This is a genomic window from Kocuria marina, from assembly GCA_014652975.1.
In the GTDB taxonomy this organism is placed as follows: Bacteria; Actinomycetota; Actinomycetes; order Actinomycetales; family Micrococcaceae; genus Kocuria; species Kocuria marina.
Genome location: BMZV01000002.1, coordinates 333,706 through 355,514 on the forward strand (window position 1 = coordinate 333,706; position 21,809 = coordinate 355,514).

Here is a 21,809-nt window from a genome sequence, read left to right on the forward strand (position 1 = left end):
GATGCAAACGCCCCGCTTCCACCATATCAACCGGGCTCACGGCATCTAGAGCTCACAGCACCGAGCGGTAGACCTCCAGGGTCTGCTGCGCGATGGACTCCCACGAGAAGTGTTCCTCCGCGCGCGTGCGTCCCGCCTGCCCCATGCGGTGAGCGCGGTCGGGGTCGGAGACCACGTCGGTGAGGGCTGTGGCGAAGTCGTCCACGAACTTCTGGGGGTCCAAGGGTGTGCCGGTGCCGTCGGTGACCTGTTCGATGGGGACCAGGCGGCCGGTCTCGCCGTCGACGACGACTTCGGGGATGCCCCCGGTGGCAGTGGCGACCACGGCGGCGCCGCAGGCCATGGCTTCGAGGTTGACGATGCCCAGCGGTTCGTAGACGGAGGGGCACGCGAAGGCGGTGGCGTGGGAGAGGATCTGGATCACGGCGCGGCGGGGCAGCATCTTCTCGATGAGCACCACGCCCTCGCGCTCGGTCTTGAGCTGGTCGATGAGGGCGTTGACCTCGGCGCCGAGCTCGGGTGTGTCAGCGGCGCCGGCGCACAGGACCAGTTGCACCTCGGGCGGCAGCTGCAGAGCGGCGCGCAGGAGGTAGGGCACGCCCTTCTGGCGGGTCACGCGGCCCACGAAGACCACGGAGGGCTTGGTGGGGTCGATGCCGTACTCGTCCAGGACGTCGGTGTTCTCGTCTCGGTCCCACTGGCTGACGTCGATCCCGTTGTGCACGGTGCGTACACGCTGGGGGTCCACGTCCGGGTAGGAGGCGAGGATGTCGCGGCGCATGCCGTCGGACACGGCGATGATCGCGGCAGCGGCCTCGTAGGCGGTCTTCTCCGCGAAGCTGGACACCCGGTACCCGCCGCCGAGCTGTTCGGCCTTCCACGGGCGCAGGGGTTCCAGGGAGTGGGCGGAGAGCACGTGGGGGATGTCGTACATGAGGGAGGACAGGTGCCCACCCATGTTGGCGTACCACGTGTGGGAGTGCACCAGATCCGCGCCCTGGATGTCCCCGATCATGGTGAGGTCCACCCCGAGGGTCTGCACGGCGGCGTTGGCATCGGCCAGTTCACCCGGCACGGGATACGCTTGCACCTGGGCGCCATGGAAGTCCGGGTCCCGGGGTTCGCCGAAGCAGCGGATGTTGAGGTCCACAAGCGGTGCGAGCACGCGGGACAACTCGGCCACGTGCACCCCCGCTCCCCCGTAGATGGTCGGCGGGAACTCTTTGCTCAGGATGTCTACTCGCACACTGCGAGCGTACTGCACGGGGGTGCTCGCACACAGGTGCGCAAAAGTTCGCGAAACTTCCGGCGACACGGTGTTCCGCCTTGCCGAGTGGGACACAATGACGGGGAAGACCAGTCAAAGACGACGCCGTGTTGTGGTCCGCGAGGGCTCTGACTGGCTCGGGAAGTGAGGGGTACGAATGTCACGACACAAGAAAGTCCTTGCCATCGTTCTGGCCGGTGGGGAGGGCAAGCGCCTGATGCCGTTGACGGAGGACCGGGCCAAGCCCGCCGTGCCGTTCGCGGGCGGGTACCGGTTGATCGACTTCGCGCTGTCCAACCTGGTGAACTCGGGGTACCTGCAGATCGTGGTGCTCACCCAGTACAAGTCCCACTCCCTGGACCGGCACCTGTCCGAGACGTGGCGGTTGTCCACGCAGCTGGGCAACTACGTGACCTCGGTGCCCGCGCAGCAGCGCCGCGGCAAGGAATGGTTCCTGGGCTCGGCCAACGCGATCTTCCAGTCCATGAACCTGATCGACGACGCCGATCCGGACATCGTGGTGGTCGTGGGCGCAGACCACGTGTACCGGATGGACTTCTCGGACATGGTGCGCAAGCACATCGAGTCCGGGGCCAAGGCGACCGTGGCCGGGGTGCGTCAGCCCATGGACATGGTCAAGTCCTTCGGTGTGATCGAGACCGACCCGCAGGACCCCACCCGGATCTCCCGGTTCGTGGAGAAGCCGGACTCCACCGCTCCCCTGCCGGACGACCCGAACGCGTTCCTCGCGTCTATGGGCAACTACGTCTTCGACCGGGACGCCCTCGTGGAGGCGCTGCGCGCGGACAACGAGCGCGGGGACACCAACCACGACATGGGCGGGGACATCATGCCCCACTTCGCGGACCGCGGTGAGGCCATGGTCTACGACTTCACCCACAACGACGTCCCGGGTTCCACCGACCGCGACCGCCAGTACTGGCGGGACGTGGGCACCCTGGATTCCTACTACGACTCTCACATGGACCTGATCCGTCCGCTGCCGGTGTTCAACCTCTACAACTACGACTGGCCCATCTACACCCACCAGATCATGGCCCCGCCGGCCAGGACGGTGCGCGGGCCCAACGGTCAGGCCGGCGTGGCCTTCGACTCGATCGTCTCCCCCGGTGTGCTGATCACCGGCGGGCACGTGGGCTCCTCGGTGCTCTCCCCCAAGGTCAAGGTGGAGCACGACGCCCGCGTGACCGAATCGGTGCTCATGCAGAACGTGCAGATCGGCGCCGGGGCCACCGTGCACCGCACCATCCTGGACAAGAACGTGATCGTCCCGCCCGGGTTCACGGTGGGCCTGGACCGCGAGCGCGACCTCGCCCGCGGGCTCACGGTCACGGATTCGGGGTTGACGATCGCGCCCAAGAACTACCGCTTCCAGAACTGAGTCCGGTTCTCGTTCCGTGACACCCACTCGGCGGCCCCGCTCACGCGAGCGGGGCCGCCGTCGTAGGCGCGGACGAGGGCGCGGTCGGGAGCCCGGGCGGGGATGACGACGCCGCACCGCGCCGTTGCCGACGGCAGCGTCGTCGTCTGCCCGGCACGCCCAGCGGGCCGCAAGCGGGCGCGGGCGGGCGGATGCCTACACTGGGGTCATGGGAGCCAGCTCACTGACCAGAGAAGATGCCATGACGCGCGCGGAGCAGATCCGGGTGGAGGACTACCGGGTCACAGTGGATCTCTCGGGAGCACGGGAGCCGGGCGCCACGACATTCGGTACCGAGGTCACGGTGCGCTTCACCGCGGAGGCCGGTGCGGAGACGTTCATCGACTTCATCCACGACACCGTGAGCGCCGTGGAACTCAACGGCGAGTCGTTGGACGTGGACGACGTCGTGGAGGGCTCGCGGATCCGGTTGCCGGAGCTGGGCACGGCCAATGAGCTGCACGTGGTGGGTCGCGCGCTGTACTCCCGTTCCGGGGAGGGCATGCACCGCTATGTGGACCCCCAGGACGACTCCGTTTACCTTTACACCCAGTACGAGCCCGCCGATTGCCGCCGGGTGTTCCCCGTGTTCGAGCAGCCTGACCTCAAGGCCGTCTACCACTTCACCGTGATCACGCCCCCGGAGTGGCTCGCGGCGTCCAACGGGGACCCCACGGGGCAGAACACCACCGACGACTGCGACGTCCCCGGTGCGGTGGCCCACGACTTCGCCCCCACCCAGCGGATCTCGAGCTACATCACCGCCATCCTGGCGGGGCCCTACGCCCGGTTCACCGACGAGTGGTCCGGCACCGACCCCCAGGGCGAGGCCGTGACGATCCCCCTCACGCTGTACTGCCGGCGGGCGCTCGCTGAGTACATGGACACCCAGGAGCTGTTCATGCTCACCAAGCAGGGTCTGGATTTCTTCCCGCGGTTGTTCGCGTTCGCGTACCCGTTCGGGAAGTACGAGCAGGCGTTCGTGCCGGAGTACAACCTGGGGGCCATGGAGAACCCGGGGCTCGTGACGTTCACGGAGGCGTACCTGTTCCCGTCGGGTGCCACGCGGGCGCAGTTGGCGGGGCGGGCGAACACGCTGTTGCACGAGATGTCCCACATGTGGTTCGGGGACCTGGTGACCATGCGGTGGTGGGACGACCTGTGGTTGAAGGAGTCCTTCGCGGAGTTCATGGGCGCGTACGCGTCCGTGCACGCGACCGAGTACACGGACGCGTGGGTCACGTTCGCGCTCGCCCGTAAGGAGTGGGCATACCGCCAGGACCAGTTGCCCACCACGCATCCGATCGTCGCGGACATCCCGGACCTGGAGGCCGCACGGCAGAACTTCGACGGCATCACCTACGCCAAGGGCGCCTCCGTACTGAAGCAGCTCGTGGCGTTCGTGGGTGAGGAAGCGTTCATGGACGCGTGCCGTGCGTACTTCCGCCGGTTCGCGTTCGAGAACACGAGCCTGGACGACTTCCTGGAGGTCCTGGACGAGGCCAGCGATCACGACGTCCGCGCGTGGGCCCAGCAGTGGTTGCACACTACGGGTGTCCCCGTCCTGGAGGCCCGCCTCCCGGGCTCGGTGGACGACGACGCCGCGGCGCCGGGTGCACACGCCACGCACGACGGCGCGGGGTCCGGTGACCCCGCCGACCCCGCCGCAGTGGACGGCACCGCGGCGGCGAGCGCCACGCTGACCCAGCGAGCGGCGTGGTTGCGTCCGCACGGGCTGACCGTGGGCCGGTACACGCGGGATGGCGATGCCGTGGTGAACACGGCGCGCACCGAGGTACGGGTGCCGGCCTCGGACACGCCCGTTCCCGTCACGGGTCTAGGCGACGCCCCGAGCAGCGAGGCCCAGGACGGCGAGTCGTTCCTGCTGGTCAACGACACTGACCTCACGTACTGCCTGGCCCATCCGGACCCGGAATCGCTTGCGGCCATCACCCGCCTGGTGGGGGCGATCGAGGACCCGCTCGCGCGAGCGGTGGCGCACTCGCAGGTGTGGGCCGCGGTGCGCGACGCCCGGCTGTCCCCTCGGGAGTACGTGTCCATGGCGGCGCGTGAGTGCGGTGCGGAGCGTCACGCGGCGATCCTCACGACCGTGCTTGACCACGCGGGTCAGGCCCTGGGCGAGTACGTGCCCTACCAGTACCGCACTGCCTCGCGGCGTGAATTCCTCGAGGCCCTGCGCAATGCCCTGCTGGCCGCGGAGGCGGGTTCCGGTGAGCAGCTGGTACTCGCGCGCGCTTTCGCCCGCGAAGCGGCTCGGGACGGCAGCTACGCCCGTCAGGTGCAGGAGTGGCTCGGGGACGAGGGCACGGTGGCCGGTCTGCTCCTGTCCTCCGAGCTGCGCTGGTCTCTTCTCACCGCGCTCACCGCCACGGGTCACGCCACGGTCTCCGAGCTGGAGACCGAACACGCGCAGGATCCCACCCGCGACGGCCGGCTGGGCTACACCCGGGCCGTGGCCGCCATCCGTTCGGACCGGGCCAAGGACGAGGCGTGGCAGCGGATCGTGGCCGGGGAGCTGTCCAACGATGAGCTGAGCGCCACGATCTCCGGCTTCCAGTTGGCGGCCCCTGCCGTGCTGCATCGCTACGAGTCCGAGTACTTCGCCCACTTCGCCGAATGGTGGGACACCCACTCCATGGAGATCGCGACCCGCATGGTGCGCGGGCTGTACCCGCGCGCGATCGAGGTGCGGGCGGCGTTGTCTGACCCGAAGGAACACCCCGTGGTGCGGGAGACCCACGCGTGGTTGGACGCCCACCGGGACGCCCCGGGGGCCCTGCGACGCATCATCATGGAACTCGCGGCGGACGCCGAAAGGGCCGTGGAACTGCAGGTGGCGTGCCTGTCCCGGTGAACCCTGGGGGTCCGCTTTCCACCGAGCGGATGAACATCGATGCGTTGGGATCAACGGTTAGCATGTGGTGTGATGCCGCGGCGGAGCACGCGTCGGCGCTATTGCGAGGGAGACCATGAGGGATTACGCGCTCAACGACCGAGGGTCCTTGGACGTCGTCACCGAGAACTTCTACGACACCGAGATCATGCGGGTGTTCGGGGGCCTCTCCGTGGGCCGGGCGCAGACGTGGACCGGGACGGCCGCGCTGGTCCTGGAACCGGACAACCCCTTCGACCCGCGCACCGTGTCCGTGCGCGTGGGCGGGAACAAGGTGGCCCACCTCAGTTCCGGGGACGCACACCGTTACTGGCACCCCCTCTCACGCGTGATCGCCTCCGGCTACACCCCCGTGGTCCCGCTGCACCTGGAGGCCGAGTTGCAGCGCCAGGACGGGCAGGCGGAGGTCGCCGCGCGCGCGACGATCGGCATCGCTCCCCCGGACCTGCTGTTCCCCCTCAACACCGCGCCCGCGCAATCGGCCGTGCTGCCCCAGGGCTCCTCGATCAAGGTTTTGGACGAACAGGAGTTCGCCGAGTATCTGCACTCGATCGTGCCAGCCTCCGGTGAGGGCCGCGTGATCCTCACCCTCGAGGTCAACAAGGTCAAGAACTCCCACGGGCTCACCGTCGACACCGTGGACGTGCTCTACGAACGCAAACAGGTGGGTCGGCTCTCTACCCAGATGTCCCAGCAGTTCATCCCGATCATCCACTACGCGTTCGAACAGGATCTGCTCACCGCCGTGTGGGGGACGATTCGTGGTTCCTCGTTCGAGGTGTCCATGACCTTGCAGGCCGCCCGCGCCTCCGAGGTCCCCCAGCAGTGGTTCACGGACCTGCCCAACGACGTCCCCGAGCTGCTGCCGGACGCCGGGGATTTCGAGGTGCCCCCGGCCTACGTGCCCGTGGAATCGGACCGCGGGCGCAACGCCAAGAAATGGCGCCGCGGTTTCAGCGCCGCCCACACCGACGACGACGCCGCTCGCAACCGCCCCGGCGCCCAGACCCGACCCGCGGCACCCGCCCCCGCGCGTGAACCCCGCCGCGCGACCGGCGGGTCCAGTGCGGCCCGGCTGGTGGGCGGACTCACGAGCGGGCTGAAGCCCCTGGTCGCCGCGCTCGCCGCGCTCACCGTGATCCTGGTACTCGTGAGCATCATCCTGCTGGGTGTGGAACCATTGGCCACGACGCTCGTGTTGATCGTGGCCGTGGCCACCGGATTCATGGCCTTCTACCTGCACAGAACGCTGTAAGGGGTTCTTTCACCCGTATGATTTCTCGCCGCGAACGGTTCCTCCAGATCATCGAAGTGCTCACCAAGCACGGTTTCGGTTTCGCTCTCGGTGGGTTGAAACCGCAGTGGCGGGCCCCCCTGGCGCGCGTGAAACTCATCGATCCGCAGACCATCCACTCCCAGCCCGAACACCTGCGCATGGCCCTGGAGGAACTGGGACCCACGTTCATCAAGCTAGGCCAGCTCGTCTCGACCCGCCCGGACGTGCTGCCCTCCGGCTACGCGGACGAACTGCTCAAGCTCCAGGACGACACCCCACCGATCCCCGTGGAGCAGATCCGGGCCATGATCGAGGCCGAACCGGATTCCCAGGCGGAGGAGATCCTCACGCACATGGACCCCGAGCCCGTGGCCACCGGATCGATCGGTCAGGCCCACGCCGCCGTGTTCCGGGGACATGAAGTCATCGTCAAGGTCCGCCGCCCCGGCGTGACCGACGAGGTCAATCGCGACCTGGAGATTCTGCAGGACATGTCCTCGTGGGTGGCCCGCTACTGGACCGCCGCCCAGGACTACGACCTCGAGGGGCTCGTGGAGGAGTTCAGCGCCTCCCTGCGGGACGAACTGGACTTCATCCAGGAGGCCCGCAACTCCCAGCGCATGGCCGAGAACTTCATCGGCCACCCGCAGATCCACATCCCCGAGATCTATTGGGAGGCCACGACCTCCCGTGTGCTGACCATGGAGCGGATGTTCGGGGTCAAGATCAACGACTACGACGCTCTCGAGGCCGAGGGCGTCAACCGTCACCTGCTGGCCAAGGAGGCCACGGACGCGATCTGCAAGATGGTGTTCGAGGACGGGTTCTTCCACGCGGATCCTCACCCCGGCAACTTGTTCGTGGAGCCGGACGGGCGGATCGCGGTCATCGACTTCGGGATGGTCGGCAACCTCAGTGAGGAGTTCCGGGACCACCTGATCACCCTGCTGCTCGGCGTCGTGCAGAACAACCCGCGCCGCGCCGCGACCGGACTGCTGGGCTTGACCGACAGCGGCCAGCACGACATCTCCAAGAGGGACCTGGAACGCGACGTCTCCGTGATGATGCGCCGCTACGCCAACAAACCGCTCGAAGAGGTGCGGGTGGGCGAGCTCATGGCGGATCTGATCTCCGTACTGCGCCACCACAAGCTGCAGCTCCCGCGCGAGTCCGCCTTGCTGCTGCGCATGCTCGTCACCGCCGAGTCCATGGGTACCGGCCTGGACCCCGGCTTCGACCTGGTCTCGGCCGTGCAGCCCTACGCGGAGCGGTTCATCATCAACCGGCTCTCCCCGGACATGCTGTTCAACCGGTTGCGTTCCACGATCGAAGAAGCCGTGCAGATGGGCGTGGACGTGCCCGAGTACGTGCGCCGCTTCCTGGTGGTGCTCGAACGCGGCGGCTTCGACGTCCACCTGCGCACGGACGAGCTGGATCCCCTGGTCAAGAGCGGCGCCAAGATCGGCCACCAGGTCGTGGCCGGCGGCGTGATCGCCGCGACCATCAACGGCACCGCACACATCATCGCCTCGGACCCCGAGCGGTGGAAGAAGTACCACACGCCGTTGATCGTGGGTGGGATGTCCACGGTGGCAGCGCTCGGCGGCTACCTGGCCGTGTCCTCCAACACGGAACGCGTCCGCCACGTGGCGCGGGTGCTGCGCGGGAACAAGTCCAAGCGCACCGTGCGTTGAGCACGGACGTGGTCCACGAGGCTCCACCGGGCGGTCAGTCCTGCTCCCGCCCGTCATATGCCCTCGACGAGGATGAGTCAGCCGTTTGCTCCGACAGGGCCTGGGCTCGCGCCGCATCCAGGCACGCTTGACTGAACGGAAGCGACCCTCCGTTCGCGAAGTCCCGTAAGTGCTCGTTGGCAGGGACTTGGACGTGGCTCACGTAGTCCAGGCCAGGAACGCGCTTGGCTACTGTCGCATAAGCGACCCCAGGTTGTTTGAGGTTCGCGACCACCGCGCGGATTCCGGCCACGGACCCCGGGGCCACCAACAGCTCCAGCAAGCGTGCATCGATCGTCTTGACCGCCTGGCCGTCCTGGATGAACTCGTAATAGGGCCCGTGGTACCCGTCTATGTACCGCAGGCGGGCCGTCGGATGACCAGCCATGAAACACGCAACATCCCCGAGGTCGATCAAGACATCCGTGAGGTGCTCCAACAGACCCAGGACCATGACGTGCTTCGTCATGGTTGCCGGCCTGCGCAGACTGACACGCTTCGGGGCCTCGGCCCGAACCTCAATCTCGAACGCTGATGGGCCCAGCTGGCCGATAGAGAAGTCCTGGTCCCACCCAGAGATGATCCCCCTGGCGTCCCCGAGCAACTGCTGGGTCAGCAATTGCAAACCCGTGAAGCTCTCGCGCAACGGTGACTGCGGCAAGGCCAGCTGTCGCCCGTCGCCATCCCGGTAGGTGACGGCGACGGTCACACGGGCCTTGGGGGGGACGGTGCCCAGATAGTTGCGTGCCACGGTGCCTTTCATCGAGCTCGCAGAGACATTTCTCCGTAATGCAGGTCACCGAGGTCCGGGTGTTCGGGGGAACATTTCCCGGCAATAACGCCGTTTTCCTAGGGGGTATTCGCCGACGTCACACCTGCATTCATATGCACACAGTGTAGGACACCCTGGGGAGAACCATCGCCCCTACTCCCCGGTACTTTTGTAGCCACTATGGTGGACACAATCATCCGAGCCTGTCCGCGTGAACCCTGGTATTCCCTTAGACTGTGGCCGTACAGGGCGTGTGGGGCCGGGCTGGGTGATCCGCGGCTCACGTAACGCGTCATTGGCCGAGGTAAGGATGAATTGCGTGTTCACGATCATGCCGATTTACGGCACCCGTCCGGAAGCCATCAAGATGGCTCCCATCGTCACCGCCCTGCAGAACAGCGATCAGTTCGAGTGCGTGGTCACCGTGACCGGCCAGCACCGCGAGATGCTGGACCAGGTCAACGAGATCTTCGGGATCACGCCGGACCACGATCTGAACATCATCCAGCCCCGCCAAACCCTCAACGGTGTGCTGACCCGCACGGTCGAGGGTCTGGACCGGATCTTCGAGGACACTCCCCCGGACGCCGTGGTGGTCCAGGGTGACACCACCACCTCCACCGCTGCGGCGATCGCCGCGTTCTACCGCGGGATCCCCGTGATCCACGCCGAGGCCGGGCTGCGCTCCTTCAACCTGTTCTCCCCGTTCCCGGAGGAGGCCAACCGCAAGATCACCTCGCAGATCACGTCCCTGCACCTGGCCCCCACGGCCACGTCCAAGGAGAATCTCCTGCGCGAGGCCATCACGGAGGAGGACATCGTGGTCACGGGCAACACCGTGATCGACGCTCTGCTGCACACCGTGGAGCAGCAGCTGCCCTTCACGGACCCCCAGCTCGAGGAGATCGCGTCCTCCGGCAAGCGCGTGCTGTTGGTGACCACGCACCGTCGTGAGAACCAGGGCGAGGCGATGCGCGGCGTCGGACGCGCCCTGGCCCGGATCGCGGACGCGGAACCCGAGCTGACCATTGTGCTGCCCGCCCACCGCAACCCGGTGGTGCGCGAGGCGGTGCTGCCGGCCATCGAGGACAAGCCCAATGTGGTCGTGACCGAGCCGCTCGCCTACGGCGAGTTCACCCGCATGCTGTCCGTGGCGCACGTGGTGCTGACCGACTCCGGCGGGGTGCAGGAGGAAGCGCCGTCGCTCGGCAAGCCCGTGCTCGTGATGCGCGAGAACACCGAACGTCCCGAGGCCGTGACGGCCGGGACCGTGAAGCTCATCGGTACGGACGAGGAGCGGATCGTGACCGAGGTGGACCGGTTGCTCAACGACGATGCCGCATACCACGAGATGGCCAACGCCGTGAACCCGTATGGTGATGGCAAGGCCGCCGAACGCTCCCTGGCCGCGATCGAGCAGATGTTCGATGTGGGCCGGCGCGTGGCGGACTTCGATTCCCAGGCGTAAGCCCAGCCCTCTCGCCTCGAACGGAAGGATCACGGTCTTTTCATGCGCATGACAGTCATCGGCACCGGATACCTCGGTGCCACGCACGCGGTGGCCATGGCCGAGCTCGGTCACGAGGTGCTCGGCGTGGACGTGGACCAGGCCAAGATCGATCTACTCTCCGCCGGGAAGGTGCCCTTCCACGAGCCGGGGCTGCCCGAGCTGCTGCGCAAGCACGTGGCCACGGGCGCGGTGCGCTTCACCACGTCCTACGAGGAGGCCGGCGCCTTCGGGGACGTGCACTTCATCGGGGTGGGAACGCCCCAGAAGCGCAACGGCCACGCCGCGGACATGACCTACGTGGACTCGGCCGTGGAGCAGATCTCCCGCGCGGCCACGCACGATTGCGTGATCGCCGGTAAGTCCACGGTTCCCGTGGGCTCGGCGGCCCGGTTACAGGAACTGGCCCTGACCTCGGCGCCCTCGGGCACGCGCGTGAGCCTCGTGTGGAACCCCGAGTTCCTGCGCGAAGGTCACGCGGTGGAGGACACCCTGCGTCCCGACCGTATGGTATTGGGCCTCGAGTACGACGACGCCGGTCGCCCCACCTCCGCGGCGCAGGCCGCCGAGGCCGTGCTGCGTGAGGTGTACGCGCACCAGCTCGAGGCGGGGATCCCGTTCATCGTGACCGACTACGCGACCGCGGAGCTCGTGAAGGTCGCGGCCAATAGCTTCCTGGCCACCAAGATCAGCTTCATCAACGCGCTGTCCGAGATCACGGAGACCGTGGGCGGGGACATCCGTACGCTCGCGGACGCGATCGGACTGGACGAGCGCATTGGTCGCAAGTTCCTCAACGCCGGCGTGGGATTCGGTGGCGGGTGCCTCCCCAAGGACATCCGTGCACTGCGCGCCCGCGCCTCCGAGCTGGGTCTGGACCAGTCCCTGCGGTTCCTGGCCGAGGTGGACGACATCAACCTGCGACGGCGCGAATACACCGTGCAGTTGGCCGTCCAGGAATGCGGTGGTTCCCTGCACGGCACGCAGATTGCCGTGCTCGGCGCGGCGTTCAAGCCCGAGTCCGACGACGTCCGGGACTCCCCCGCCCTGGACATCGCCGCCCGGCTGCACTCGATGGGCGCGGACGTGCGCCTCTACGACCCCCAGGCCAACGCCAACGCCGCCCAGCGCTTCCCCCGCCTGGACTACGTGGACTCGCTCGACGCCGCCGTGTCCGGTGCGCAGGTGACCCTCCTGCTCACCGAGTGGCGGGAGTTCCGGGACATGGATCCCCTGTTCGTGAAGTCGCTGGTGGAGTCCCCCACGATCATCGACGGGCGGAACGTGCTGGATCCGGTGGCGTGGCAACAAGCTGGATGGCGATACCTGGCCATGGGCCGACGCACATGACCCACTGACTCAGCGGGGCATTCCGCACAATCCCCCCTTCCCCCCCCCGAAAGGACCCTCGTGGTCTCACGTCGCCCTTACCCGCGTGGTTTTCTGATCACACGCGTAACAGACATGCCCAAGGTCCCGGAGGCATGGTCCACTCTGACACTTCCCTGTGCTGCGTGGCACTTTTCGTACGACGAGCACTACGCACCAGATATTGCTTTTGACCAGGGCAGCCCCAGATGGGTTCTCGTCCATGGGCTATGCCTCTACGCGGGAGACAAGGCGCTGAAGGGCACTGTCGCGGAGCACCTTCTGAAGCAGTGGAACAGCAGTAACGAGCAGTTTCTGTCCGCGCTCGACGAGCTGGGCGGAAGACACATCATCCTCCGGGGAGCAGAGGATGCGGTGGAGGTCTATCACGATGCGGCGGGCATGCGCTCCGTGTACAGCTCCAGAGAATTCAACACCGTTAGTTCTCATGCCCACCTCATCAACGTTCTCCACCCGCACCGGGAACGCAAGGAGAGCGAGGGGGCCCGGGCCCTCACCCACAGCTGGGATCACACAAAGTATGTCGGTATCGAGCCGTTGTTACCGAACCATCGCCTGAGGCTGCCTGACTGGACCGTAGATCGCTATTTCCCGCGCACCACGAACGCCTACGCAGGGTGGGGCCTCGAGGCGAAGCTGGATAGATTCCAGCGGCTCTGGTCGAACCAACTGGCCCGGCTCAGCGAACTCGACAGCAGCCTGGTGATGTCCATCACTGGTGGGGCCGACAGCAGGACCTCGCTTGCACTGTCAGCGGACTACTTGGAGGAAATAGAGTTCTTCACCTATACGGCCAGGAAGATTCCCGGCTCGAAGTGGAGCGAGTCCATGGCACTGGACCGCGAGCTCGTGGAGCAGCTCAAGAGGTTCGTGTCATTCAAACACCGCTACTTCGAGTCGGAGAATCGAGACACGGACACAATTCGCGAACTCGAACCGCTCTTGAAGGCAAACTCCACGCAGCAGCATTCACGCTGGCTGGTCGCCTTCTACGCAGCGGCATTCCCCGGGGAGGGACATATCCACCTCCGAGGAAACGGGTACGAGATCGGCCGGGCCTACTGGGGGCTCACGGAGGACAACGACACCCTCGCCAGCCTCAAGAACCTGTACATGCAGATCACCAAGGGTGACCAGGGTTACGTCTCACCGGAGGACAGGCGCGCGTACTACGACCAGGGGGTTCGCAAGTGGGGCTACGACGGCGAACGCCACGGCTACCATGTTCGTGATCTCGCGTACTGGGAGATCCGGTGCGGTCGTTGGCTCTCCGAGATTCTTAACGAGACCGATCTCGCCTTCCAGACCCTTGTCCCAATAAACGTCAGAGCTTTGCTGGACATCTCACTGTCCATGACGCTTCAGGAACGCCAGGAGTCATTCATCTTCTGGGAACTCATCAACCGTTCCATGCCCGTGCTGAACTTCCCTGGCAAGAACGACGTTCGAAACCTGTATGAGCAAATGAGGGACGAGAGGCTTTCCCACGAAGGCAGGCACACCGCGGCTGACACGGCCAAGCTGAGCGCCACGCTCGAGGTCAGGGGGCCAGTTGGACCGGTTCTGGAATTGGATGCCGTCGGAAACGAGCTCTCTCTGCCTTCCTACCGGTTCACGCCACACACCACCGCATCACGGGCTTTCCTCGCCCCGACCTCCACGCTGCCGCAGACCCTGACCTTCGTCGTGGATGCCCCCTACTGCAATCTTCGGGCGGTCGGTCAATTCCAGTTCGAAGTTCACCTCGACGGGCGGCCCGTTGCGTCCTGGGACGGTGCCGCTTTCAAACGTCCCGTTCACGTGACTGTGGACGACCTCACAAGAGAAACTGCGGTGTCAATCGTCATCCGATCACTCTCGAACCAGCAGGGCAAATCGTCGTGGGAGTCGGCATCTCAAGCGTTCATTCGAGCAATCTCCTTCACCACTTCACCACCGTCTGCGCGGGAGCGTCGGCCCGCCGTGTGGACGGATGCGCCCAAGTGATTTCGATGTCTGCAGACCCTCAGCCGGGCCCCCCGATAGGGACTGTATAGGCAGGTTCAGTCAACAGCGCAGCCAGCAGCAACGAACGATGCACGACAAGACAAGGCGAGCAGCCCAGATGAGGTTGCGGCGCCATCAACGGGCACAGAAGGTACCTGGATTGAAAATAGTGTTCAGTGAAATCGAGTTTGCCAACGGTGTGCTTAGCATTCCATTCCACGAAGAGACCCGCACGGACAGTTTGACCTTCACCCTCCCCCAGGACTGGGTGCTCGATACAGATCTGGTGGCCCTGGCGCTCACAACGCTGCTCGGGACGAAGTACTCGACCGTGGTTTTCTCGGACGCCATCTCACCGGAGACCCGCGGGGCGGTCGAATCCGTGACGCAGGCTGAGTGGGTCACAGGTGCTGCGCGCAGCCCCGTGAGCGATTCTCCCCCGCAACGCAACGACGTGGCCCTCAACTTCAGCGGCGGGTTCGATTCGCTGGCGGCACAGGCCCTGCTACCCAGGGACGCCCACCTAATCTCGTTGGACTTCGGCGGGCCATTCGCTCGCGAACGCGAGTTCTTCAAGGACTTTCCGACGCACACCATCTCCACCAACTTCCGCGAGTTGGGATTCAGCCTCAACACGTGGTCGTTCATGGGTGTCGGATCCATCCTGCTTCGTACTACCTCAATCTTCAAACCTACTCCTTCGGTGCCATTTTGGAGGCCTCTCCCTGGCACTTCAATGCCGGGATGACGTCGGGGAACCGGAGGCAGGCGTGGTTCAACCAGGCGGGGCTCACCATCTTCAATCCGGTGATCGGCCTGACCGAGGTCGGAACAGCCATGATCATCCTGAGCCACAGGCCGGAACTCGCACTACGGAGTCTCGCATCCGTCGCGGGAGCAGGGAGCCTCAAGCACACCAGGAAGCTTCTGCTTCTCCATGCCGCCGCTCGCCACGCTCCAGGCCCCATCAGTCTGGACCCGGTGAACGTGGAGCAACCTCCGCTCGGTGTCTTCGGAACGAATCTGGCCAATGATTTCCTGAGCTTCTACCTGTACAGGGTCCTAGGACCCGAGTACACCACGCTCCTGGTTGGAGACATCCCGACTGACGTTTTGAACAGGATCCGGCCACTGTCTTTGGATTTCTAGGAAAAAATAAACACCAATTTCTATTCGGGGGTCTCCCCTTCGCTCACCGCGCACGCCCTCCACGAGGCCGCGGTCTCGCAGTGCGTGCCCTACACCTACACGGATTGGCAGGAGTTCCTGGAGGTCAAAAACATCCTGGAGCAGTTCCACGAATTTCCGGCGTGAGTCCGGGCCCCCCACCATCGATCGCTACTTGTGAACTGGAGCACCCATGAACATTCCGACAAAGGACGCGGACCTCGTTGACGTGACAGTCATCATCCCCTTCCGCAACAGGGGGGTCTCCCGGCTCAGGCGCGCCATCGAGTCGCTTGCTGCGGCGGCGCCGGGCCTGTCTGTGCAGGTCATCGTCTCGGACCTTGGAAGTGATGACCCAGGGACAGTGCGGTCAGTCTGCGAGCGGTCGGGGGCTGAATGGTTGCGTTTGGAGTCGGACCACTGGAACAAGTCCGTGTGCATCAATCGGGCGTTGGCCGTTAGTCGTGGCGAATACGTGCAGGTGCACGACGTGGACATGATCTGGACCCCCGGGAGCCTGTCGGCACACCTGGATCAAATTAAAGCTCACCCGAAATCTTTCATCAACTCACAAGTGTGGGATCTACCGGAGGACCTGACGGAATACGCACTCACCACTGCAGAACCTGACTGGGCTTTGTTCCGCGAGAAATCCGTATCCCATTCTCGGTGGGGGCACGGTCTCGTTCTGGCCCCTCGATCCGCTCTCCTGCGCATCGGTGGACTGGATGAGCGAATGCACACCTATGGGGGCGAGGACCTCGATCTCACCAAAAGGCTCAAGCGAACAGGTTTGCGTCAAGAATGGGTGGGACACCGTGGGGACGAGCTCTTCCATATCTGGCACGACCGTATCCCCAGTATGGCTGTTAAAGATTCGCGGGTTGCTGCCGCCATTAAGAAGAACCGCGACCTCTACTACAGCGATGACTCTGTGATTCGTAATGTTCCCACCTCCGGACAAACGGACGAACCGTTGGTCTCGGTTGTCATCGCCACGAGGAATCGCAGTGCCTACCTCGCGGAATCCATTTACTCCGCGCTCTATCAGACGGTTCGTAGCCTCGAAGTGCTGGTTATCGATGATGGATCCACCGATGACACCGAAGCCGTCGTGCGGCAGATCGAGGATCCCCGCGTCCGGTACGTCCATCAGGATGCCACCGGGGTCGCCGCCGCACGCAACCGCGGGACCAAGGAGGCGCGGGGTTTTTACATCGCGGTGCTGGACGATGACGACCTCATGCGACCGGACCGACTGGAGATCCAGCTCGGTTGTCTCGATGGCGCGGCCCAGGGTTGCGTGGGAAACCTGCTGCACTTCTACGATTCCGATGGGCAGATGTACTACTTCTCTGACGCCCGGCCGACGACGGCCGGCGCCTTGCCGACAGGGGGGTTCGCTGGGCATCCGGGCTGGCTCGTCGAGAAGTCGCTCCTCGAGCAGATCCCCTACGACGAGAGCCTCTCCTCGGCGATCGACAATAATGTGGCTCTTCGCGCATTGCGCAGTGGGTTCCGTTTCCGTCATTGCAACCAGTTCGTGACCCTGCGGCGGATTCATGAGAAGCAAGTGACCATGGTGGACGGCCAGCAGCAGAAGCTGGGTGCGCGGCTGACTCACGTGTGGTTCCAAGGCGGGGTGGATCCACAAACCATGAAGCACGCCCAGAACAATTACTCCAAGACCACAGAACGCCCCGTCGACGCGGTAAAAACCACCCCCACCATGCGCCCCTGGCTACCCGATCACTTGGTGACGCGCACAGTTCAACTGCGACCCAGTGACATGCTGAAGACTATTGATCTGCCGCTCCCACATCGTGCCGGATCAGCCGTTTCCATCATCTCCGGCACGGGTGAACAGGTCGGCTCACCGCTGCAGGTCTCGGGTGCGACGTGGCCGCAACTGGCGGCCTTGCGCCGTAAGAACGTGCCTCATCACGTCATCGAAAGTGACGAGGAGTCCTCAGGGATCAAGAGAGGGCTCACCGTGCTACCTCCGACCGGCGAGGACGAGGTCGAGACCGGCGGCGAGCCGCTCGTCGCTCTCAGCGACGCAGTTGAAAACCTCATCCAGGCAGAACGAGACAAGCTGCAACCGGACGAGTTCCTCGTTTGTTGGGAACCCGCGGATCCGCAGGACGGTGTCGACGAACCCGAGCTCTCGAGTTCCCACCGTCCTGCCGTGAGTTTCTCCTTGTCGAACAGCGCAGGCACACGCCGAATCATCCTTCAGCGGTCTGCCGATTTCGCCGACCTCGTGGAAACAGTGGGACGAGCGAGCGGCCTGATAAAGGCGTATTCACCCACGGCCAAGTTGCACCTGCCCTACATTCATCGCAAGGCAATCGAGATGGGACTGACGGCGTGAAAATCAACCGAGACCAGGACGAGCTGCAGCGACAGACTCTGTCCTATGAGCTGGGAGAATATGACGCGCAGCCTTCTGCCCCGGTCCTCATCGTGGATCGGGTGCTCAGCCAGGCCATCGAACCGAGGATGGGGTTGGCCGAGGCACTCGCATACTGGTCGTCAGCCAGCGGACCCGTGGACACCCAGGATCACCTTGCCCCGGCTACGCTCGAGGTCCTTCGAGAACTTCCGGGTTCCGGATCACGCGTGATCACCAACGTGCACTGGAAGTACGCGGATGTGCGACACGGTTCGCTCGAGATCCGTGTTGACGACTGCCTGCCCGGTTATGACCCCGGGAGCCATATGGGAGGCACTTCTGCCCAGTTCGCACTGCATCTGCCCGACACCGGTCGTGCGGCTGGGTCGATGACCTTGCTCCGTGACGGGTGGATTCCGACGAACGCCGCAATGGTGGGGTCTTCCCCCTCGCCCGGTCTCGATCGGATGCATCGGCGGCTGGCCGTGCTGCTCATGGTGAGCGGTGATTTGGACGCGTCAGGATTCACGATTCCCTTGTCATGGGTCCACGACCTCGACACGTGGAGTTCTTATCAGTTGCTGTTCAAGACAGTAGGCCTGGACCTGGGCTATTCCAAGACCTCGAAGGATCCCGATCATGTCTGAAATGCTGTCCGACGCGCGTTGTATTGCCACGCAAAACGGTTACCGAATCACCGTCACCCCGCCCAAGCCGTTCATCAAAGTGTCCCTGCAGTTCCTCGACGGGTCTGACGGGGCCGCCGAGGTAGTTCTGGAATCCCCGGCCCCGGACAAGGGCCGGTGTAATTGGCTGGAGAGAGACGCTGAGGGGCGACCGATCGAGCAGATTCAACCGCCGGACGAGATCGGAATGCGCAAGCTCAAGATCTATGCGGCACTGGATCCAGTGACCGAGTGCTCCTTTTTGGTCCGCCATTCCGAGTCCGACGAGGGATTGAAATACCTCAGCTACGTTAGTATCACGGTCACGGAATCCGATGGGTTCCAGCGCCGGTTGGGATTTCTAAGGATCAGGTGACGGCGTCCAGTCGTTGCGGCGGTTAACGTGCTGCTGCAACGACCGGGCATTGAGGCAGGGCGGCGGTCCTCCTCTCCGCATTAGACCGCTGGCGATCTGCTAATCCAAAGTGGCGGTGACACCGTCTGCTGCGAAACGGAGCTCTAAACCGTACGTCCCGCAGAGTGATCTCAACAGCTCGAAGGCTTCTTCCCTGTCGTCAAGGGATACGGCCTTGTTGAACTTCGGCAGGAACCACACGGTCACGTAGCGCCGCATGCGCCGACGAACGTATTCATCGAACAAGTCATGCTCGCGTAACCATCGACTCCGCGCTTCCTCCAAGGGGATGTACTTTCGGAAGAATGTGGGAGTGACGGTATTCACCATTGATCCAGCAACTTCGCCGTAATACGTGTGAATCGGTTTGTCCACTAGGGCGACGGTCCGAGCCCCGTGAAGCATTTGTTGGAAGAACAGCGAATCCTGCCCGAGTGCCCCTACCGGTTGCTCGAGGTGGAGAGACTTTAGCCATTGGGTGTCGGCTACTAGTGCCTGGATACTCATAGGCTGGAAATCGATACGGGTCAGAGCGTCGTGCGGCACCTCCCCCACACCGTGCTCGTTCGTCCGGATCACGGATCGCAGAGTTCCCACGTTCCTGGTGAGGGTGCGGGTCTTGGCATAACGGAGCATGTCACCTATGGCGAAATCCACCCCGGTTTCCTGACAGATGCGCAAGAGGGCCGCATACCCATCTCCGACTCCCTCATTGTCGGGATCCAAATAGGTGACCCAAGGGGTCGAGGCCATCTCGAGGCCCTTGTTGCGAGGCCGAGACGCGCTACCGGAGCCACCCGGCGGGAAGAGGTGAGTGCGTACGTTATCCCACAAGCCGGCCATTTCCCGGACGATGGCGCGAGTTTCGGGCGAGGTCGACCCGTCGTCGACCAGGATGATTTCCATATCCGGGAACGCCGTGGAACGGCGTAGCGATTCCAGACATTTCCGAACCAGGTACGGCCCGTTGTTGTATACGGGCACGATGACTGACAGGAGTTTGGGACGCTCCAATCCGGCCGATGCGTCGTCACACCCCCCAGGCTGAATCGCCGACGGGTCCATGACGAAGGCCCCGTCGAACTGCGCCTCGTCCGCTCCGACCCATGACGCCACGACGTCAGCTTCCTTGCATTCGTGGTCTGACACGATCTCGAAAACCGTGGATTCAGGCGCATCGACGCTCATGCACACGGTTGACACGGAAGCCATTCGGAAGGCGTTGATCAGGTCCTGAGCCAAGTAGTAGTGGCCCGTCGTTTGACGCCCCACGCGGATGTCGATGACTGCATCACCCGGTGCCGGCTCGTACATCCCGACACGGCGGAGGTCGACGTCAGGCGTCACGACCTGGCTTGCGAACAGCTCACTGTCCGAATCGTCCTCGTTGGCCCGCCAGAGCACCACGGTCTTCCGTGGGGTGTCTTCCAGCCCGGTCTGTCGCAGGATCTCGGACATCAAGCGGTCCGCCGTCTGCCGGGCGAAGGCGCGGCGCACACCTTCCATCTGGAGTCGCCTGAGATGCGGCCGATCATGGTCCAGCAATGCGACTTCCAGCTCGGCGTCGTCCGATCCGTCCGGTAGCAAGACGTGCGGGTAGTCGTTGTTCATGGCCACTGAATACGTGGACATGCACACTCCCCCGGAGGCGAGTGCCTCCAGCGTCTCGAGGGGATGGGCGTGCCCCGCGCCCGGCTGCAGGTGCGCCAGGACGTGGAGGTCGAAGAGTCGCAGGACCCTGGACCTCAGTTCATCATCCGGTTGGTAAGTCAGGAAGTTGAGGTACTCCGAGGGGAAAAGCCCGCGTGTCTTTTCTGGAACTCCGTCCATCACGGCAGAGCTGGCCAGGGTCAACTTCGTGTCGTGCCGTCGTAGACCTGAGAGAATACTCCGCCACGCCCGGAGTCGCTCCGGCTGGGCGGTACTGGGCAGTCGTCCGGAGAACAGGGCTCCACCGGCCCGGCGCCGTTCCCTCCCCACCGGTGAGAACCGCAAGGGATTGAAATGGGAATCAACAAGCATGACGCGCCCTGACGTCGTCATGTGTTTGCCATACCGATTGGGGCCCTCCGGGTCCGTGGTCAAGAGCCAATCGACGTTCCCCGCAATTTTGCGGGTTGCGGCCACACGCCACGGGTCGGACAATGTCATGCCCACGGTGGGGATACCGAGCTCTCGCGCGGCGGGAATGATACGCCGCGTCAGAACATCGAGTTCGACCGCGGTCAAGGGTGGCTCGCGCCCCACAACAGGCAAAGCGACCAAGAGGAGATCGAGTTCTCTCACGTGCTCGGAATTGCTGTCCATCCCCAGCCGGCGGATGTCTGCCGTGCCCTCCACCAGGCCCGCGATTTCCCGGCCACCGACGACGCCCACTCGGCGCTGCGATACCCGCAGCATGCGACTCCCGAACGTTGCGGGAAGTTCTCGGGCAACAGATTCCAAATCGGTCATGCGGGAGGGGTCGGCCACCTCCGAAACCTGCTTGACGAAGTCGGGCGCGGCGGGATCCAGGTACGGAACAACTCGGCCCCGAGCGGATTCTCGCCGGAAGCCCTCCGTGGCATAGTGCTCGGCGGCGCGGCGGCTGCGTTCGGCGATCCATTCGGCGGCGGCTCGACCATGTTTTGTGCGTGTGGCTTCCTGTGCCATGTTGAGGTGCTTCATGAGCTGGCCCCGCTCCCTGCCGCTTTGGAGCGGAGAATTTGGATGGTTTCGATGTATTCCCTGATCAGTGCATCGCGCTCGCGGATCGCTTCCAGGTACCGCGCGTTGTCCGATCGGGCCTGACGTAATTCTTCGGCCGCGGTTCTCGCAAGGTCCACTTCGTGTTGGATCACATGGATCAGGTCGTTGATGTTGTCCATCTGATTGCCGGTCCT

16 protein-coding genes are annotated in these 21,809 nt (G+C 64.5%); 12 read left to right on the forward strand and 4 right to left on the reverse strand.

Features of this window, described 5'->3' with window-relative positions:
* Nucleotides 1-52 precede the first annotated feature (52 nt).
* Nucleotides 53-1,246: a glycogen synthase gene (gene glgA, locus IE157_RS06670; RefSeq protein ID WP_193519489.1), complete on the reverse strand. Its 1,194-nt coding sequence runs from the start codon at nt 1,244-1,246 to the stop codon at nt 53-55.
* 178 nt (nt 1,247-1,424) lie between these two features.
* Here glgA and glgC point away from each other — a divergent pair, with 178 nt between their 5' ends.
* The 4 genes from glgC (at nt 1,425) to IE157_RS06690 (ending at nt 8,592) form a co-directional block, all read left to right on the forward strand.
* Nucleotides 1,425-2,669, forward strand: a complete 1,245-nt coding sequence (gene glgC / locus IE157_RS06675) for a glucose-1-phosphate adenylyltransferase (protein ID WP_144931875.1) — start codon at nt 1,425-1,427, stop codon at nt 2,667-2,669.
* 208 nt (nt 2,670-2,877) lie between these two features.
* Nucleotides 2,878-5,583: an aminopeptidase N gene (gene pepN / locus IE157_RS06680; RefSeq protein ID WP_193519490.1), complete on the forward strand. Its 2,706-nt coding sequence runs from the start codon at nt 2,878-2,880 to the stop codon at nt 5,581-5,583.
* Nucleotides 5,584-5,698: 115 nt separating this feature from the next.
* On the forward strand, nt 5,699-6,877 hold the full coding sequence (locus IE157_RS06685; RefSeq protein WP_193519491.1) for a hypothetical protein: 1,179 nt from the start codon (nt 5,699-5,701) through the stop codon (nt 6,875-6,877).
* A gap of 17 nt (nt 6,878-6,894) precedes the next feature.
* On the forward strand, nt 6,895-8,592 hold the full coding sequence (locus IE157_RS06690) for an ABC1 kinase family protein (RefSeq protein ID WP_193519492.1): 1,698 nt from the start codon (nt 6,895-6,897) through the stop codon (nt 8,590-8,592).
* Nucleotides 8,593-8,626: 34 nt separating this feature from the next.
* On the opposite strand, the gene IE157_RS06695 is transcribed toward IE157_RS06690, so the two are convergent.
* Nucleotides 8,627-9,382 (reverse strand): hypothetical protein, encoded by a 756-nt coding sequence (locus IE157_RS06695; RefSeq protein WP_193519493.1) that lies wholly within the window; start codon nt 9,380-9,382, stop codon nt 8,627-8,629.
* Between the two features lie 331 nt (nt 9,383-9,713).
* Here IE157_RS06695 and wecB point away from each other — a divergent pair, with 331 nt between their 5' ends.
* From wecB to IE157_RS06735, 8 genes are all read left to right on the forward strand, one after another.
* On the forward strand, nt 9,714-10,871 hold the full coding sequence (gene wecB, locus IE157_RS06700) for a non-hydrolyzing UDP-N-acetylglucosamine 2-epimerase (RefSeq protein WP_404820601.1): 1,158 nt from the start codon (nt 9,714-9,716) through the stop codon (nt 10,869-10,871).
* 42 nt (nt 10,872-10,913) lie between these two features.
* Nucleotides 10,914-12,260 (forward strand): UDP-glucose dehydrogenase family protein, encoded by a 1,347-nt coding sequence (locus IE157_RS06705; RefSeq protein ID WP_193519495.1) that lies wholly within the window; start codon nt 10,914-10,916, stop codon nt 12,258-12,260.
* Between the two features lie 114 nt (nt 12,261-12,374).
* The gene (locus IE157_RS06710) at nt 12,375-14,285 is read left to right on the forward strand and encodes a hypothetical protein (protein ID WP_193519496.1); all 1,911 of its coding nucleotides are present in this window, start codon (nt 12,375-12,377) and stop codon (nt 14,283-14,285) included.
* An 88-nt stretch (nt 14,286-14,373) separates the two neighbouring features.
* The gene (locus IE157_RS06715) at nt 14,374-15,033 is read left to right on the forward strand and encodes a hypothetical protein (protein WP_193519497.1); all 660 of its coding nucleotides are present in this window, start codon (nt 14,374-14,376) and stop codon (nt 15,031-15,033) included.
* Complete coding sequence (locus IE157_RS06720) at nt 15,030-15,434, forward strand: hypothetical protein (RefSeq protein ID WP_193519498.1); 405 nt, start codon at nt 15,030-15,032, stop codon at nt 15,432-15,434. The genes IE157_RS06715 and IE157_RS06720 overlap by 4 nt, the downstream gene beginning before the upstream one ends.
* Before the next feature lie 211 nt (nt 15,435-15,645).
* Nucleotides 15,646-17,826: a glycosyltransferase family A protein gene (locus tag IE157_RS06725; protein WP_193519499.1), complete on the forward strand. Its 2,181-nt coding sequence runs from the start codon at nt 15,646-15,648 to the stop codon at nt 17,824-17,826.
* A complete protein-coding gene (locus IE157_RS06730; RefSeq protein ID WP_193519500.1) occupies nt 17,823-18,494 on the forward strand; it encodes a hypothetical protein in 672 nt (223 codons plus the stop codon). The genes IE157_RS06725 and IE157_RS06730 overlap by 4 nt, the downstream gene beginning before the upstream one ends.
* Nucleotides 18,487-18,888 (forward strand): hypothetical protein, encoded by a 402-nt coding sequence (locus tag IE157_RS06735; protein WP_193519501.1) that lies wholly within the window; start codon nt 18,487-18,489, stop codon nt 18,886-18,888. The genes IE157_RS06730 and IE157_RS06735 overlap by 8 nt, the downstream gene beginning before the upstream one ends.
* Nucleotides 18,889-18,987: 99 nt before the next feature.
* On the opposite strand, the gene IE157_RS06740 is transcribed toward IE157_RS06735, so the two are convergent.
* Nucleotides 18,988-21,594 (reverse strand): glycosyltransferase family 2 protein, encoded by a 2,607-nt coding sequence (locus IE157_RS06740; RefSeq protein ID WP_193519502.1) that lies wholly within the window; start codon nt 21,592-21,594, stop codon nt 18,988-18,990.
* Nucleotides 21,591-21,794 (reverse strand): hypothetical protein, encoded by a 204-nt coding sequence (locus tag IE157_RS06745; protein WP_145004639.1) that lies wholly within the window; start codon nt 21,792-21,794, stop codon nt 21,591-21,593. Before IE157_RS06745 ends, IE157_RS06740 begins: the two co-directional genes overlap by 4 nt.
* Nucleotides 21,795-21,809: the final 15 nt, after the last annotated feature.

Bases quoted from the DNA above. Each gene is read 5' to 3' on its own strand.
- glgC (WP_144931875.1), top strand. From the start codon at position 1,425: ATGTCACGACACAAGAAAGTCCTTGCCATCGTTCTGGCCGGTGGGGAG.
- pepN (WP_193519490.1), top strand. From the start codon at position 2,878: ATGGGAGCCAGCTCACTGACCAGAGAAGATGCCATGACGCGCGCGGAG.
- IE157_RS06685 (WP_193519491.1), top strand. From the start codon at position 5,699: ATGAGGGATTACGCGCTCAACGACCGAGGGTCCTTGGACGTCGTCACC.
- IE157_RS06690 (WP_193519492.1), top strand. From the start codon at position 6,895: ATGATTTCTCGCCGCGAACGGTTCCTCCAGATCATCGAAGTGCTCACC.
- wecB (WP_404820601.1), top strand. From the start codon at position 9,714: ATGAATTGCGTGTTCACGATCATGCCGATTTACGGCACCCGTCCGGAA.
- IE157_RS06705 (WP_193519495.1), top strand. From the start codon at position 10,914: ATGCGCATGACAGTCATCGGCACCGGATACCTCGGTGCCACGCACGCG.
- IE157_RS06710 (WP_193519496.1), top strand. From the start codon at position 12,375: ATGCCCAAGGTCCCGGAGGCATGGTCCACTCTGACACTTCCCTGTGCT.
- IE157_RS06715 (WP_193519497.1), top strand. From the start codon at position 14,374: ATGCACGACAAGACAAGGCGAGCAGCCCAGATGAGGTTGCGGCGCCAT.
- IE157_RS06720 (WP_193519498.1), top strand. From the start codon at position 15,030: ATGACGTCGGGGAACCGGAGGCAGGCGTGGTTCAACCAGGCGGGGCTC.
- IE157_RS06725 (WP_193519499.1), top strand. From the start codon at position 15,646: ATGAACATTCCGACAAAGGACGCGGACCTCGTTGACGTGACAGTCATC.
- IE157_RS06735 (WP_193519501.1), top strand. From the start codon at position 18,487: ATGTCTGAAATGCTGTCCGACGCGCGTTGTATTGCCACGCAAAACGGT.
- IE157_RS06740 (WP_193519502.1), bottom strand. From the start codon at position 21,594: ATGAAGCACCTCAACATGGCACAGGAAGCCACACGCACAAAACATGGT.
- IE157_RS06745 (WP_145004639.1), bottom strand. From the start codon at position 21,794: ATGGACAACATCAACGACCTGATCCATGTGATCCAACACGAAGTGGAC.